Genomic DNA, 13,898 nt, shown 5'->3' with positions numbered 1-13,898 from the left:
CGCACAGGAGGTGAACATATCATGCCAGTGTACGTCGATTTCGATGTACCCGCCGACCTTCAAGAGTCTGCCCTTGAGGCGCTCGAAGTCGCGCGGGACACGGGAGCTGTAAAGAAAGGAACAAACGAAACCACGAAAGCCGTCGAGCGCGGCAACGCGCAACTCGTCTTCATCGCAGAAGACGTCCAGCCTGAGGAGATCGTCATGCATCTCCCAGAGCTCGCAGACGAAAAGGGCATTCCGTACCTCTTCGTCGAGACCCAAGACGACGTCGGACACGCCGCCGGTCTCGAGGTTGGCAGCGCGGCTGCCGCCATCACCGACGCCGGTGAGGCATCCGACCAAGTCGAGGACATCGCCGGCAAACTCGAGGACCTCCGCTGAGGTGACTGTTGATGAGTGCTGAAGAGAACACTGACGGAGCCACTCCCGCCGAAGTCATCGAGGTCGTCGGCAAGACCGGGATGCACGGCGAGGCGATGCAGGTCAAGTGCCGCATCCAGCAGGGCTCCAACACGGGTCGCATCATCACGCGAAACGTGCTTGGACCAGTCCGAGAGGGCGACATCCTGCAGCTGCGCGAAACGGCTCGTGAGGCAGACTCCATTGGAGGCCAATAATGGTTCGCACACGAGACTGTGACTACTGTGGCGACGACATTGAGCCCGGGACGGGCACGATGTTCGTCTTCACTGACGGACGTACCGTAAACTACTGCTCGTCGAAGTGCGAGAAGAATGCCGAACTCGGCCGCGAGTCCCGCAACCTGCGCTGGACCGAAGAAGGCCGCCGCGTCGGTGGCGCGAACAAACGCGCAGCCGAGAAGGCAGACGCCGAAGCCGCAGCTGCCGCCGAGGCAGCAGCAGAAGAGGAAGAAGCGGAGAACGCAGACGCTGCGCCTGACCTCGAATCTGCCGAGGCCGAGGACGACGAGGAGACCGAAGAATGAGCGACCACGAGCGCACCTTCGTGATGGTCAAGCCGGACGGCGTCCAGCGTGGCCTCATCGGCGACATCGTCTCCCGCTTCGAGGACCGCGGCCTGAAGATGGTCGGCGGCAAGTTCATGCAAATCGACCAGGAGCTCGCCCACGAACACTACGGCGAGCACGAGGGCAAGCCCTTCTTCGAGGGCCTCGTCGACTTCATCACCTCCGGACCGGTCTTCGCGATGGTCTGGGAAGGACAGGACGCGACGCGTCAGGTCCGCGGCATGATGGGCGAGACGGACCCCGCAGACTCCGCCCCGGGCACCATCCGCGGTGACTTCGGCCTCGACCTCGGCCGCAACGTCATCCACGGCTCGGACCACGAGGACGAGGGCGCGAACGAACGCGAAATCGCGCTCTTCTTCGACGAGGACGAACTCGTCGACTACGAGCGCATCAACGAAGGCTGGCTGTACGAGTAAGCCAGTTCGATTTCACTTCACTTTCTACACCACGCGTAAGCGACGGCTGTATCGCGTGCAAACAGGACTGACCGAATCGTTCAATTTCGGTAGGAAATTCCTATCTTCGAGAATTACCGGACCCACAGGTTCTCACCGACGGCCTCCACCGCTCGCGATACGCCGAATGGATTTCCTACGGCAGTCTCATCGCAGACCTCGGCAGCCGTCACGTCGAGATGGACTCCATCGCGGACCGTCTGCATCGATTCGGGAAAGCGCGTCGTGTACGACCGCGAGAGCGACCTCTACGGCGTCCTCGACGGCGAGACGCTCTATTTCTTTGCGACCGGGAAGGAGGAGCACGCTCCAACCAAGCTGGACTCGCCACCGGGCAACGCTCGACCCGAACTCTCCGACGAGCAGTGATGACGGACCGACCTTGGACTTTCTTTCACCCCTTCTTCGCGGAGATTATGTATTCTTGAGGGAGTGCCATGATACTCTCCGAGTATTCTCAGAATCACCACAGAAATATTACAAATTAAATTTGTAAATAATAACTCTGTCCTAACATCGTTCACTGATTCTGTTTTCTCAGACTATCGTGGGAGATTTATCATTTTTATTGAGAATTTTCGGAATGGATACATTTATGCTCTCAGCGGGTAATTTATTGCTTGTGTCCTGTTGGGGGCGCAAGGCGGGAATCGACCCGCTGCGCCGAACGTGACTGGAGTCGCGAAACGGTGACACGAGGTTGAATTGTACACTGGTCCGGGGGGACCAAAAACCAACTTGGGGGATGGCTCGGGGGAGCCAACAAGTGGGAGAATGTTCGACCGGTTCGGGGGGACTGGCGACGAACAAACGCGTTTCGGGGGAAATGCAAACTGGTCCAGAGGGACCAACAAATTGGGGGCTCGCACACCGTTCGGGGGGACGCGTGTGCACAACGGAAATCGGGTGGTTTCGGGGGGAGCCACAAGGGGTGGACGAGTTGCAAAAGAGGCACCGTCCGGGCAAGGAACTATTCTGTGTCGGTCATGGTAACGTAAACATAATTGCTATCCTCGTTCCTGAACTGGTCCATCTCATGGACGAATTTCAGGAAGCGAACCGTCAAAATTGGGAGGAACGCGCTGCGTTGCATCCCGGGACGGATTTTTACGACGTCGATGGATTCCTCGCCGGTGCGTCGACGCTCAAACCACTCGAACGCGAGGAGCTCGGTGACGTCGCGGGGAAATCACTGCTTCACCTCCAGTGTCACTTTGGACTCGACACGCTCTCCTGGGCGCGCGAGGGGGCCACGGTCACCGGCGTGGACTTTTCGGAAACCGCTATCGAGAAAGCGAGAGAACTCAGAGACGAGACGGGACTCGATGCGAGATTCATCGCCGCGAATATCTACGACCTCCCAGCGCATCTCGACGACCAGTTCGACATCGTGTTCACCTCCTACGGGGTGCTGTACTGGCTTCCAGACATCGAGGGGTGGGCCGCCGTCGTCGCGCATTTCCTCGCCCCCGGCGGGACGTTCTACATCGCCGAAATTCATCCCTACACCGGCTCGCTGGCGTCGTTCGACGCAGCGGGTAACGCGACCTTCGAGTTTCCGTACTTCCACGAGGAAGACCCACTGCGCTTCGACGAGGACGGCTCCTACGCAGACCCGGACGCCGAGTTCGACCACGCGACGACCTACGAGTGGTTCCACAGCATGAGCGACATCTTGACGGCGCTGCTCGACGCGGGTCTGGACATCGAATTCGTCCACGAACACCCCTTCGCCACGTTCCAGATGTTTCCGACGATGGAACAGGCCGACGATGGCTGGTGGTACGTGCCGGGTCTCGAAACGAACCTGCCGTTTACCTTCTCGCTCAAAGCGACGAAACCGGCGCAAAAATAGCTCTTCGGTCGGCTCAGTCGGCCTTGACCGGTGCCCAGTCGAGTTCGAGTTCGCCTGCGTCGAGTTCGGCCTCGATTTCGCGGGCTGCCTGCACCATGTTGGCCATTTTGCCGTAGGCAACCTCGCGTGGAAGCAGCTTCAGCCCGCAGTCGGGGCTGACGACGAGTTGTTCTGGGGGCACGACTTCGAGGCCCTTCAGAATGTTCTCCTTTATCTGTTCGACGCTCTCGACCTTCGCGACGTGGGCGTCCGTGACGCCGAGTGCGAGGTCCTTCGTGAACTCGTGGGCCTTGAACACGTCCAGTTGGTCGTAGTCGCCGTTTGCGAGTTCGAGGTCGAACTCGTCGACTGGGTACTCGAGAATCTCCGGGTAGATGCGCGAGTAGTCGCCGTAACAGACGTGCAGGCCGATGCGCACGTTTTCGGGGATGTCCTTGACGATGCGCGAGAGACACTCGCCGACGATGGCGTGGTCGTCCGGCGTCGTCGCGAGGGCGGGTTCGTCTATCTGGATGTACTTCGCGCCCGCTTCGACCAGCTTCTGAATCTCCTCGTTTACGAGGTCAGCGAGGTCGTAGGAGAGGGCTTCTTCGTCGTCGTAGGCCTCGTTGAACGACCAGTTGGCGAGCGTGTACGGGCCGGTAATCGGCACCTTGACCGGGCGCTCTGCGACGCTCGCGGTGTACTTGTACTCGTCTACGAGCCACGTCTCGTCGTACTCGACTTCGGAGACGACGCTCGGCTTGTCGAAGTAGTTGTGTCCCCACACCTTGACGGGGCCGTTGAACTCGTAGCCGTCGATGCGGTGGGCGAAGTACTCGACCATCTCGGTGCGGCGCATCTCGCCGTCTACGACCACGTCGATGCCGGCGCGTTCGTGTTCGCGGGTGATGAGACGGGAAGCGTCGTTAGTCGCCTCCTCCCAGTCGTCGTCGTCGAAGTCCGCGTTCTCGTCGTTGTAGAGCGCGCGGACGCGGTCCAGCCACTTTGGCTTCGGATAGCTGCCGACGACCGTCGTCAGGATGAAGTGCTCGTTCGGGTGGTCCGGGCGGCGGAACTGGTCGCGAGTCATGCGGTGGTCACCTCTTTGCGCAGCGCAGCGGCCTCACCGAGCGCGGCGAGTTTCTCCTGATATTTGTTCACCGGCAGGTAGAACAGTTCTGTGTTGGGGGTCATGTATACTGTGTCAAACGACGCGACGGGGGTGTTGTCGAGCACCCAGTCTACGCGTTCGTTGATTTTCTCAGGCGTTTCGACGAGCGTGTTCTGCCCGTTGGTGACGCCGAGCGAGATGGATTTCTTGGTGCCGTACTCGTTGATGTTGTAGAGGTTCTCCTCGTGGTTCGAGACGAAGTCGTAGCCGACGGCGTCGATGTCCGCGTCGAGCAGGTGGGCGTGGACCTTCTCCGTGAGTGAGCCGTAGTGGGTGTGAACTACGACATCGGTGTCCGTCGCCGCGGCCAGCGCGTCGATGACCTCGCTCGCGTGCTCGTCTGCGCCGTCTTCGGGCGGGTTCGTGACGAGCGACGGTTCGAGCAGGTAGAGCGTCTCCGTCGCGGGGAACGCTTCGATTTCCCCGGCAAGGAACTCCCCGATGGCGTCGAGGAACGCTGCATCGTCTTCGTAATACTGATTCGAGGCGAGGTCGGCGAGAGAGTATGGGCCGGGAAGTACCGCCTGCAAGGCGTCGGTCTGGGAGGCGGCCTTCTCCAGTTCTGCGGCCACGTCGCCGCTGAAAGTGAGGTCACCCGTGACGACCGGGTCACGGTAGAAGTTGTTGTTGTCGTAGTACCGAACGATGCCCTTCGTCTCTACGTTCTCGTGGACGGCGAGGGGGTGGGCGAGCATGTCGTCCCACCGAAGTTGGCCCTCGACGATACGGTTGAGACCGGCGTTCTGCTGGTCCTCGATGACGGCGGTACGCGCACGGTCGGTGACACTCTCTATTTCGGGGCCTTCGTTCCCGGAGACCAGGTCCTCTTTCTGGTGGCCTTTCAGGTCCGAAAGCTCATCCTTTGCCCAGTCGGGCAGCGGGAACAATCCCGGCGTTGTCGCGACGAACTCTGTCATTCACCTGTGCAAACGATATGCTGCTGTTTAATATTTACTACTTCGACAAATTACTTCGAGTAATTATTCCTGGAAGAGTCGCTCGATGGTCAACCGCTCGAAGGGGTAGGATTCTTCGAGAATCGTCTCTGCGTCGAATCCTGCGTGGGCTGCCCGCTCGCGCACCGCTTCGAGGTTGGTGAGCGTGCTCACGAGCAACAGCACGTCGCCATCGGGGGCAAGGACGCGCCCCACCGAATCGAGGAACGGCTCGATGACTGCACGGCCGTCCTCGCCGCCAGAGAGCGCGACTTCCATCCAGTCGTCCCACTCTTCGGCCGGTTCGGTTGGCAGGTACGGCGGGTTGAACAGCACCACGTCGAAACTCCCGTCGCGAAACCCGTCGGTCAGGTTCGTTCGGACGGCTTCGACGCCCCGTTCGCGAGCCTGGACACAGGCGTGGGGGTTCACGTCACAGCCGACGACTCGCGCGCCGGTCTCTTGTGCGACGGTCGCCGCGACGTATCCAGACCCGGTTCCGACTTCGAGCACGCGATCGTCGGGCGTGACGTGCGAGACGGCGGCTTCCGCGAGCAGCCGCGAATCCTCCGCTGGCTGATACACCTCGGTCTCCACGCCACGACGGTCGGCGAGGTCTTTCATTCCGTTGCCTCCCCGTCTGCGGCCTGCTTTTCGGTTTCTGTTGACGCTTCGTCTTCTGGCGGTTCTCCGCCCTCCGACGACTCGTCGTCCTCCGTCGTCTCCTCGATGATGTCGGCGACGGTCTTGTCGTCGTCATCTTCTTCATTCCCATCGCCATCGTCATCCGTAGCCTCGTGGTCGTCGGCTGACTCGCCGCTGCCGTTCGCCGCGACTCCGGCCTGCGACTCCTGCCGAGCACTTGCTGCGCGCTGTTCCCCGCGAACCCGAAGGCCTTCGGATTCCGGGCGGCCCGTGAGTTCGCGCTGTGGGAACGGGATCTTGATGCCATCCTCGTCGAAGGCGGTTTTCACCGCGCTGATGACGGCCGTCTGGGCCTTCCACTTCTTGCGGGCGGTCGGGTCGTCGATCCAGAAGCGCAGTTCGAGGACGACCGCCGAGTCGCCGAACTCCTTTAACACGGCGTGGGAACTCGGAACTGAACGAATCTCGTCCAGCCCGTTCATCGCCTGTCCGGCGACTTCGACGGCGCGGTCTACGTCCGTCTCGTAATCGACGCCGACATCGACGGTGACGCGGAGGCGACCCCGTCGTGACTTGTTCACGATTTCGTCGCCCGTCACCTGGTCGTTCGGGATGATGAGGTACTCGTCGTCGAAGGTGCGAATGCGCGTGTTGACGAGGGTGATGTCGGTGACGATGCCCTCGTTTTCGCCGATTTCCACCCAGTCGCGCACCTCGAACGGACGGGAGAACAACAGGACGAAGCCCGCGAGCGCGGACCCGAGCGTCTGGCGGGCAGCGAGCCCGAGCACGAGGCCGAGGAATCCAGCGCCGAGCAGGAGGTTCCCGAGGTCCACGCCCCAGAGATTGAGCGCGATGAGCGAGGCGAGCGCGAAAATCGTGACCTGCGCGATGCGGTTGGTCATCTGGCGCTGGTGGTCTGTCACCTCGTCGTGTTTCTCGACGAATCGGTCGACGGTGTGCTTGACCGCCCGCATGAGTGCGACTGCGGTCATGAACAACACGAAGGTGAACAACACGAGGACGACTTGCGCTGGTGTGAGCGCGAGAAACGAGAGTGCAGAGAGGACCTGCGATGCTGCACCCCAGATGACGACGAGAAGCAACACTGCTCCCGTAATCAATGCTCCGCCGATTGCAATCTGTGAGACTTCGACCAGCCAACTGTTGATGTAGTCTTTCAGCACCGCTCCGGAGGCATTGAGCCCTAGGAGCGCAATGGCGAGTCCGACGGCGACGACGACCGTTCCGACGATTTGCGACTCGGGAGTCAAGAACAGCGATTCGAGCCACGCGAGAAATTCAGCGTGAAAACTCATACGTCGGGGTCGCCCACCTCGTAGGCCAGCGTCGCCAGTTCTGCGAACCGCGCAGGCGTCACCTTCCCTGCGCGCATACTCATCAGGTCCTCGTCGGCCGCCGCGACGACGGCCTTCGGGTCACCGAGGTGTGAGATGTGCGCCGTGTTCCGCACCGCGTTGCGCATCGTTTTGCGTCGCTGGGTGAACACCGCGGTCACGAAGTTCAGGAAGAACTCGTCGTCGGGCACTTCGTACTCCGGTTTTCGGGGCATCGCCCGGACGATGGCACTCTCGACCTGTGGCGGCGGCGAGAACGCCGACTTCGGGACCGTTTCGACGACGTCGATGTCGGCGTAGTGGCCTGCCGTCACCGAGAGACGACCGTACTCGTCGGTGGCGGGGGCCGCGGCCATTCGCTCTGCGAACTCCTTTTGGAACATCAAGATGAGTGGAATCTCGCGTGGAAGCAGGCGGAAGGAAATCTCACTGGAAACGCTGTACGGCAGGTTCGAGATGGAGGCCGTCACGTCGTCGGGCAGGTCCACGTCGAGGGCGTCGCCTTCGATGAGGGTGAGCCTTCCCGCGTCGATTTCTTCTGCGAACTCACGGCGCAGGAACTCGGCGAACCGTTTGTCGCGCTCGACGGCGGTGACTCGGTCTGCGACCGCGAGCAGGCGGGCCGTGAGCACGCCCGCACCGGGGCCGATTTCGAGAACGTGCGAGAGGTCGATGTCCGCGCCCGTCGCGTGGGTCGGCAAGCGGTCCAGCACACGGTCGTCTACGAGAAAGTGCTGGTCCTGGTTGGTGTCGGCGCGAACCCCCGCCCGCTTGGTGAGTGCGTCTGCTCGTCGGTGGCCGCTCGTCGCGTCACGCGTCGTCTCGCTCCCATCTGGGTTCGTCATTGGTTGGTGGCGAGTAGGAGGCCGCCCGTATCTAAAGCCTTCAGTTCTCCCGGCGGACGAACGCCTTGTACTTCAGGTCGTCGTCGTGGAGTTCCTCTAAGATGCGCTCTACGAGCACTTCCTTTGGCTTGTGCAGGCCTTTGACGCGCTCTTCGAGTTCCTCGAAGCTCTCGAAGGGGCCGCGCTTTCGCTGTTCTAAGATGTTGTTGCGCAGTTTCTTCCCGATGCCGGGCAGCAGGTTCAACTGGTGGAGGCGCAGGGAGATGGGTTGGGCGTCGTTGTAGAAATCGACGAACCGCTGTTCGTTCGCGTCCACGATATCGCGGACGACGTATTCGAGTTCCGCCCGGCCCGCCCCCGTCAGGTCGTCGTACTCGACGCGTCGAACCGTCTCGACCTGGTCGTCTCTCGGTTTTACGGTTACGCGGTCACCGATGTTCAGGTCGGCCTCCTCGGTGAGCAGCAACTCGAGGAGTTCGAAGCCTGCTTCGGTGAGTGCGTACGCGACGGCCTGTTTCTGGTACTGTGGTCGGTCGTCGCCACTCTTGCCGTGTGGAAGGTAGTCCAAGATGACGGCAGTCGTCGGTTCACCGCTCTCGGTATCGCTCATATGCAAAACCGTAGGACGGTGGCGAACTTAAATAGTCGCCACTCAGACGTATTTCGAGACGACGTTGAGAATCTCGTCGAGTTCGTCGCCCGAAAGTGCGAACCGCTCCTGTGCGTAGATGGCCCGCAGTTCGTCGCGGTCGCGCGGCAGGAGGTCCGCGATTTTGTACGCCGTCGGCTCCTCGACCTTCTCCAGGTCCTGGAGTTCGGCGACGAGCTCGTTCGCGTCCTCGGCAGAGAGGACCGCAAAGCGGTTTACGTGCTCAATGGCACGCGCGAGTTCATAGCGCATCTCACGCTCTTCGTCCGCGGCGCGCTCCATCTCTATCTCGGCGAGGAGTTCCTTCGCTTCGGAGATAGTGAGATACTCCTCGTCGAGCTTTTCTTTGAATATCGTCATTTCTGACGGCGGAGGTGAGCGGGCTTCGCGATGATGGTCTTCCGCTTTCCACCGTCAGTGATTGCGATTTTGTACGCGCGGCCCTGTGCTTCGAGGACCTCGCCGGTGTGACCGTTGAACCGCGGGTGGAAGCGGCCGTCCGGGACGGACGGGTCGATGTGCAGGTGCACCTTCTCGCCAGCCTCGAACTGCTGGACAGCACGCTGTGGCGGGGAAGTACCGCGCTCTCGTGGTTTGTTCGAAAGCTTGTTCCGGGTGTTTTTGAGGGGCCCGTGGGAGTTCGGCATAGTCGTGGGTCAATCTTATCCGGTCGGACTAATAAAACGTGCGTTCCCAGTCCGTCGAATCGAACTACTGGAGTGGGGGTATCGGGGCAGCCTCTGCTGCCGGTTCGAGGTCGAGTGCGACGCCGTGTGCGCCCTCGCGCTCCTGTGCGCTCGCTGCCACGCGAATGAACTCCGCGTTTGCCCGGGCTTCGGCGATGGTGTGTCCGCCGCAGTAGCTCACGCCGGACCGCACGCCCGCGAGGAACTCGGAGACGAGCGGCGCGAGGGAGCCTTTGTACGGCGTCAGACCGTCTACGCCCTCGTCGGCCGATGGGTTGCTCTCCTTGTCCGTTCGGGCGTTCGCGGCCGCCGAACTCGCCATCCCGCGGGTTCGCTTGAACCGCTGGTCGCCGTGGGTGACGATGTCGCCCGGTGCCTCGTCAGTTCCAGCGAAGAAACTGCCCATCATGACGGTGTCCGCCCCGGCCATGAGCGCCTTCGCTGCGTCGCCCGAGGTGCGGACGCCGCCGTCCGCGCAGAGTGGAATGCCCAGTTCCGTGGCGACGTCGGCACAGTCGTCGATAGCGGTCAGTTGCGGTTTGCCCGCGCCTGCCACCTCGCGGGTCGTGCAGTGTGACCCCGGCCCGACGCCGACTTTCACGCCGTCTGCGCCAGCCTCGTAGAGGTCCTGGACGGCTTCGGCGGTGACCACGTTCCCGACGACGAGTTCGGCGTCGTACTCCCAGTCGATGCGGGCGGCGGCGTCGAGACATGCCTCCATGTGGCCGTGGGCGACGTCCATCATGATACAGTCTGCGCCCGCTTCGAGGCACGCCTCCGTGCGTTCGAGGTAATCTTCGTTGATGCCGACGGCGGCGGCAACGCGTTCGCCTGCTGCCTTCACGCGTTCGACCTGTGCGGCCTGTTCGGCAATCGTGAGAAAGCGGTGGATGGTGCCGATGCCACCGAGCCGCGAGAGTTCGATTGCCAGGTCGGCTTCCGTCACTGTGTCCATCGCCGCGCTGACGAGCGGCGTGTCGAGTTCGAGATTCGGCGTCAAATTTGTCGAGAGGTCGATATCGCTCCGACTGTCCACCGCAGACCGCTGTGGCACGAGGAGCACGTCGCCGTAAGAAAGTCCCGTTCTGATTTCCATCGTTTGAACCCTCCTACACCAGATAGTTCCCAAACTTAAGCGTACTGAATTGGGTCGCTTCCAGAACGTGGCACGCCGGAACGGTACACGTAACCCGCAGGACTCCCATGTCTCGCCCATGGACTCAGAGCACATCGAGACGCGCGCCATCCACGCCGGCCAGGAACCCGACGAGGAGACGGGTGCGCTGATGACGCCAATCCACGCGAACTCGACGTACGTCCAGGACGGCCCCGGCGAGCACCGTGGCTACGAGTACTCTCGGACGGGCAACCCGACGCGCACCGACCTCGAAGCGAATCTCGCCGCGCTCGAAAACGGCGCACACGGGCGCTGTTTCTCCTCGGGGATGGGGGCCATCAACACCGTGCTCAACCTCCTCGAGTCGGGTGACCACGTCGTCGCGGGCAACGACGTCTACGGGGGCACCCACCGCATCTTCACACAGGTCTACGAGAAGTACGACCTCTCGTTCGACTTCGTGGACACGACTGATTTAGCCGCCGTCCGCGATGCCATGCGCGACGAGACGGCACTCGTCTGGGTCGAGACGCCGACCAACCCGCTGATGAACATAAACGACATCGGCGCGCTCGCGGACATCGCCCACGAACACGACGCCCTCTGCACGGTGGACAACACCTTCGCCACGCCGTACCTCCAGCGCCCCCTCGACCACGGCGCGGACATCGTCGCCCACTCGCTCACGAAGTACCTCGGCGGCCACTCCGACGTCATCGGCGGCGCGCTCGTCACGGACGACGCAGACTTAGACGAGGAAATCGGCTTCTACCAGAACTCCGTCGGCGCGACGCCCGGCCCGTTCGGGTGCTTCCTCGTCCTTCGCGGGACGAAAACTCTTCCCGTCCGCATGGACCGTCACTGCGAGAACGCCCGCGCACTCGCCGAGTGGTTAGCCGACCACGAGAACGTCTCCGAGGTGTTCTACCCCGGCCTCGAATCCCACCCACAACACGACCTCGCCGCAGAACAGATGGACGACTTCGGCGGGATGCTCTCGTTCGAATTCGACGGAACGCTCGAACAGGCCAGCACTGTCGTGAGCGAGACTGACGTATTCACGCTCGCAGAGAGTCTCGGCGGCGTCGAGAGCCTCATCGAGCAGCCGGCAGCGATGACCCACGCCGCTATCCCGAAAGAAGAGCGCCTCGCAGCGGGCCTCACGGACAGCCTCATCCGCGTCAGCGTGGGCATCGAACACGTAGACGACCTGAAAGCAGACCTCCAGCAGGCCTTCGACGCCGCGCTGTAGCTTTACGGCAACCGCCCGCGTAGTGCCCGTATGTCGCTCCCTGCGGCGGTTCACGACATCGCACTCTCCGTCCCGTTTGGTGACCGAGACATCCAGATTCATCCAGTCGCAATCGAAACTGACCACGGACTCATTCTCGTGGATGCGGCGGTTCCTGACGCGGTCGGTGATATCGACGCCCAACTTGGCGAGTTCGATTATTCCGTCGAAGACATCGCCATTGTCCTCCTCACGCACCACGACGCAGACCACATCGCTGGCCTCGCACAGGTCGTCGAACGAAGCCGTGCGCTCGTCTGTGCCCACCGCGACGAAGCCCCCTACATCGAGGGGCGGAAAGACCCAGTGAAGGGCAACTGGGTTCCCGACCCGGTGTCGGTCGACATCGAACTCGTCGATGGTGTCACGTTCCGCACCGACGCCGGCCCGATGCGCGTCGTCGCCACGCCCGGCCACTCACCGGGGCACTGCTCGCTCTATTTCCCGACAGCGCGGACGCTCGTCGCGGGCGACGCGCTCAACGTGGGCGACGGACTCGTGGGACCAAAGCCGGAGTTCACGCCCGATATGGACGGGGCGATAGAATCGGTTGCGAAACTCGCCCGGCTGGACGTGGCAACCACTCACTGCTACCACGGCGGAACCGTGGACGAAGGGACGAGCCGAATCAAGCGAATACGCGACGAACTCCAGTAGTCGCGTCGCTCTTCGATCGCTGTCCCGAAAGAAGTGACGCGTCGGCGTTAGATACGGCCGACGTTCTCGACGGAGACGGACTCGACTCCGTCGACTTCGATGAACGCTTCTTCGACTGCTTCCGTGCCGCCGGCACCGTCGGGGACGATGACGGTTGGCAGGAGTGCGATGAGGCCGAACGCGACGTTGTCGCGCTCGAAGCCGTTGATCTTTGCGCCCTCGGGCAGGGCCTGCTCCAGGCGGTCCTGGAGGTCGTCGAGATCGATTTCAGGGCTGCTCGGCATGACCTTCATCTTGGCGGCTACTTTTCCCATGATTATGGACCCGTGAATCCGCAGTCAGGACACTCATAGAGGTTACTCTGCTTTCGGCACTTCGCACAGCGGTAAATCTGCTGGCCGCAGTCTGGACACTTGAATGCGGCGGCGTTGGTGCCGGAAATGTTGATTCCGCACGAAACGCACTTCCGTGCAGAAACTTGTTGACTCCCGCTCATACCCCCTCCTTCCGTCTCGCCGCTTTTAACCGTTATCAAACGCGGTGGGAACTCAACTGCCCGGCAGAATATCGCCGAGCGCAGCGCCGATGACCATCGGCACGAACGCAACGCTCACCTGACAGAACGCGAGCCACGGGTCGGCCCAGCCAACCCGTCCCCACGCGCTCATCATGAGCACCGCCGCGCCAAAGGAGATGCCGACGACGCCGACCAGTCGCCGGGGGAACACTCCGAGGATAGGGTTCGTAATCCGCACGTCCTGAATGTCCGCGACGTAGAGCAGGCCGATGACGATGCCGACGGCGATGAGCACCGTCGCAACCAGATACAACGGGTGCGTCGAGATGAATGCTCCCGCTTCGAGCGTGCCACTTTCGACGAACATCGGGATGCCGAAGATGATGGCTCCGACGAACGCCTCCGCGGCGTCCGCCCGGTCGAAACCCTTGATCGTGTTCCCGAACACGGAGGCGGTGGTCTGCCCGACTTCCATCGCGACGGCACGCGCCTCGCGGACCTGTTCTTTCGCCTGTTCGTCGACCGTGGATTCGAGGCGGTCGAACTGCTGGGCGAGGTCCGCGAGCGTCGACCCCCCGTCTCGTGACCCGTTTCCACGGTCGTCCATACCCGACAGTCCCACGCGGTAACTAAAAGTGTGCCTGCTTCCCGCACCGAAAACAGGCGGTTGAGTCAATTACTCTGCGAGCGTCTACGTAGGTGTGACCAGCGCGGAATCGCTCCAAAATTCCGAGAGAGTGC

At 62.0% G+C, this 13,898-nt stretch carries 20 protein-coding genes; 8 read left to right on the top strand and 12 right to left on the bottom strand.

Annotated features, from left to right (window positions below; all coding sequences use genetic code 11):
- Nucleotides 1-21 precede the first annotated feature (21 nt).
- The 6 genes from rpl7ae (at nucleotide 22) to P0648_RS12190 (ending at nucleotide 3,304) form a co-directional block, all read left to right on the top strand.
- Nucleotides 22-384 (top strand): 50S ribosomal protein L7Ae, encoded by a 363-nt coding sequence (gene rpl7ae / locus P0648_RS12215; RefSeq protein WP_276246985.1) that lies wholly within the window; start codon nucleotides 22-24, stop codon nucleotides 382-384.
- An 11-nt stretch (nucleotides 385-395) separates the two neighbouring features.
- The gene (locus P0648_RS12210) at nucleotides 396-620 is read left to right on the top strand and encodes a 30S ribosomal protein S28e (RefSeq protein WP_276246986.1); all 225 of its coding nucleotides are present in this window, start codon (nucleotides 396-398) and stop codon (nucleotides 618-620) included.
- The gene (locus tag P0648_RS12205) at nucleotides 620-949 is read left to right on the top strand and encodes a 50S ribosomal protein L24e (protein ID WP_277504152.1); all 330 of its coding nucleotides are present in this window, start codon (nucleotides 620-622) and stop codon (nucleotides 947-949) included. The genes P0648_RS12210 and P0648_RS12205 overlap by 1 nt, the downstream gene beginning before the upstream one ends.
- Nucleotides 946-1,410 carry a nucleoside-diphosphate kinase gene (ndk, locus tag P0648_RS12200; protein ID WP_276246988.1) on the top strand — a complete coding sequence of 155 codons (465 nt, stop codon included), beginning with the start codon at nucleotides 946-948 and terminating at the stop codon, nucleotides 1,408-1,410. Before P0648_RS12205 ends, ndk begins: the two co-directional genes overlap by 4 nt.
- Nucleotides 1,411-1,674: 264 nt before the next feature.
- Entirely contained in the window at nucleotides 1,675-1,818 is a 144-nt protein-coding gene (locus P0648_RS12195) for a hypothetical protein (RefSeq protein WP_277504151.1), read from the top strand.
- A 667-nt stretch (nucleotides 1,819-2,485) separates the two neighbouring features.
- On the top strand, nucleotides 2,486-3,304 hold the full coding sequence (locus P0648_RS12190) for a bifunctional 2-polyprenyl-6-hydroxyphenol methylase/3-demethylubiquinol 3-O-methyltransferase UbiG (RefSeq protein ID WP_277504149.1): 819 nt from the start codon (nucleotides 2,486-2,488) through the stop codon (nucleotides 3,302-3,304).
- Nucleotides 3,305-3,317: 13 nt separating this feature from the next.
- Here the strand turns inward: P0648_RS12190 and P0648_RS12185 are convergent, their stop codons facing one another.
- The 9 genes from P0648_RS12185 to P0648_RS12145 all read right to left on the bottom strand — a co-directional run bounded on the left by P0648_RS12185 (nucleotide 3,318) and on the right by P0648_RS12145 (nucleotide 10,671).
- On the bottom strand, nucleotides 3,318-4,376 hold the full coding sequence (locus P0648_RS12185) for a methionine synthase (RefSeq protein WP_277504147.1): 1,059 nt from the start codon (nucleotides 4,374-4,376) through the stop codon (nucleotides 3,318-3,320).
- Nucleotides 4,373-5,374, bottom strand: a complete 1,002-nt coding sequence (locus tag P0648_RS12180) for a 5-methyltetrahydropteroyltriglutamate--homocysteine methyltransferase (RefSeq protein WP_277504145.1) — start codon at nucleotides 5,372-5,374, stop codon at nucleotides 4,373-4,375. Before P0648_RS12180 ends, P0648_RS12185 begins: the two co-directional genes overlap by 4 nt.
- 63 nt (nucleotides 5,375-5,437) lie before the next feature.
- Nucleotides 5,438-6,016 carry a HemK2/MTQ2 family protein methyltransferase gene (locus P0648_RS12175; protein WP_276246993.1) on the bottom strand — a complete coding sequence of 193 codons (579 nt, stop codon included), beginning with the start codon at nucleotides 6,014-6,016 and terminating at the stop codon, nucleotides 5,438-5,440.
- The gene (locus tag P0648_RS12170; protein ID WP_277504143.1) at nucleotides 6,013-7,356 is read right to left on the bottom strand and encodes a mechanosensitive ion channel family protein; all 1,344 of its coding nucleotides are present in this window, start codon (nucleotides 7,354-7,356) and stop codon (nucleotides 6,013-6,015) included. Before P0648_RS12170 ends, P0648_RS12175 begins: the two co-directional genes overlap by 4 nt.
- Nucleotides 7,353-8,240: a 16S ribosomal RNA methyltransferase A gene (locus P0648_RS12165; protein WP_277504141.1), complete on the bottom strand. Its 888-nt coding sequence runs from the start codon at nucleotides 8,238-8,240 to the stop codon at nucleotides 7,353-7,355. The genes P0648_RS12170 and P0648_RS12165 overlap by 4 nt, the downstream gene beginning before the upstream one ends.
- Nucleotides 8,241-8,280: 40 nt before the next feature.
- Complete coding sequence (locus tag P0648_RS12160; RefSeq protein WP_276246996.1) at nucleotides 8,281-8,850, bottom strand: DUF655 domain-containing protein; 570 nt, start codon at nucleotides 8,848-8,850, stop codon at nucleotides 8,281-8,283.
- Between the two features lie 42 nt (nucleotides 8,851-8,892).
- On the bottom strand, nucleotides 8,893-9,249 hold the full coding sequence (locus tag P0648_RS12155; RefSeq protein ID WP_276246997.1) for an RNA polymerase Rpb4 family protein: 357 nt from the start codon (nucleotides 9,247-9,249) through the stop codon (nucleotides 8,893-8,895).
- Nucleotides 9,246-9,536, bottom strand: a complete 291-nt coding sequence (locus P0648_RS12150) for a 50S ribosomal protein L21e (RefSeq protein ID WP_276246998.1) — start codon at nucleotides 9,534-9,536, stop codon at nucleotides 9,246-9,248. The genes P0648_RS12155 and P0648_RS12150 overlap by 4 nt, the downstream gene beginning before the upstream one ends.
- Before the next feature lie 64 nt (nucleotides 9,537-9,600).
- Entirely contained in the window at nucleotides 9,601-10,671 is a 1,071-nt protein-coding gene (locus P0648_RS12145) for a guanosine monophosphate reductase (protein ID WP_276246999.1), read from the bottom strand.
- A gap of 118 nt (nucleotides 10,672-10,789) precedes the next feature.
- Here P0648_RS12145 and P0648_RS12140 point away from each other — a divergent pair, with 118 nt between their 5' ends.
- A complete protein-coding gene (locus P0648_RS12140) occupies nucleotides 10,790-11,944 on the top strand; it encodes a cystathionine gamma-synthase (RefSeq protein ID WP_276247000.1) in 1,155 nt (384 codons plus the stop codon).
- A 30-nt stretch (nucleotides 11,945-11,974) separates the two neighbouring features.
- Nucleotides 11,975-12,640 carry an MBL fold metallo-hydrolase gene (locus tag P0648_RS12135; protein ID WP_276274836.1) on the top strand — a complete coding sequence of 222 codons (666 nt, stop codon included), beginning with the start codon at nucleotides 11,975-11,977 and terminating at the stop codon, nucleotides 12,638-12,640.
- A gap of 47 nt (nucleotides 12,641-12,687) precedes the next feature.
- Here the strand turns inward: P0648_RS12135 and P0648_RS12130 are convergent, their stop codons facing one another.
- From P0648_RS12130 to P0648_RS12120, 3 genes are read right to left on the bottom strand one after another with little or no spacing between them, the layout of a single operon-like run.
- Complete coding sequence (locus tag P0648_RS12130) at nucleotides 12,688-12,954, bottom strand: elongation factor 1-beta (RefSeq protein ID WP_276247002.1); 267 nt, start codon at nucleotides 12,952-12,954, stop codon at nucleotides 12,688-12,690.
- A 2-nt stretch (nucleotides 12,955-12,956) separates the two neighbouring features.
- The gene (locus P0648_RS12125) at nucleotides 12,957-13,136 is read right to left on the bottom strand and encodes an HVO_2753 family zinc finger protein (protein WP_276247003.1); all 180 of its coding nucleotides are present in this window, start codon (nucleotides 13,134-13,136) and stop codon (nucleotides 12,957-12,959) included.
- A 52-nt stretch (nucleotides 13,137-13,188) separates the two neighbouring features.
- Nucleotides 13,189-13,764 (bottom strand): DUF2391 domain-containing protein, encoded by a 576-nt coding sequence (locus tag P0648_RS12120; RefSeq protein WP_276247004.1) that lies wholly within the window; start codon nucleotides 13,762-13,764, stop codon nucleotides 13,189-13,191.
- Between the last annotated feature and the right edge of the window lie 134 nt (nucleotides 13,765-13,898).

Source organism: Haladaptatus sp. DYSN1 (genome assembly GCF_029489995.1).
In the GTDB taxonomy this organism is placed as follows: domain Archaea; phylum Halobacteriota; class Halobacteria; order Halobacteriales; family Halococcaceae; genus QDMS2.
This window is presented reverse-complemented; position numbering and strand designations above follow the sequence as displayed.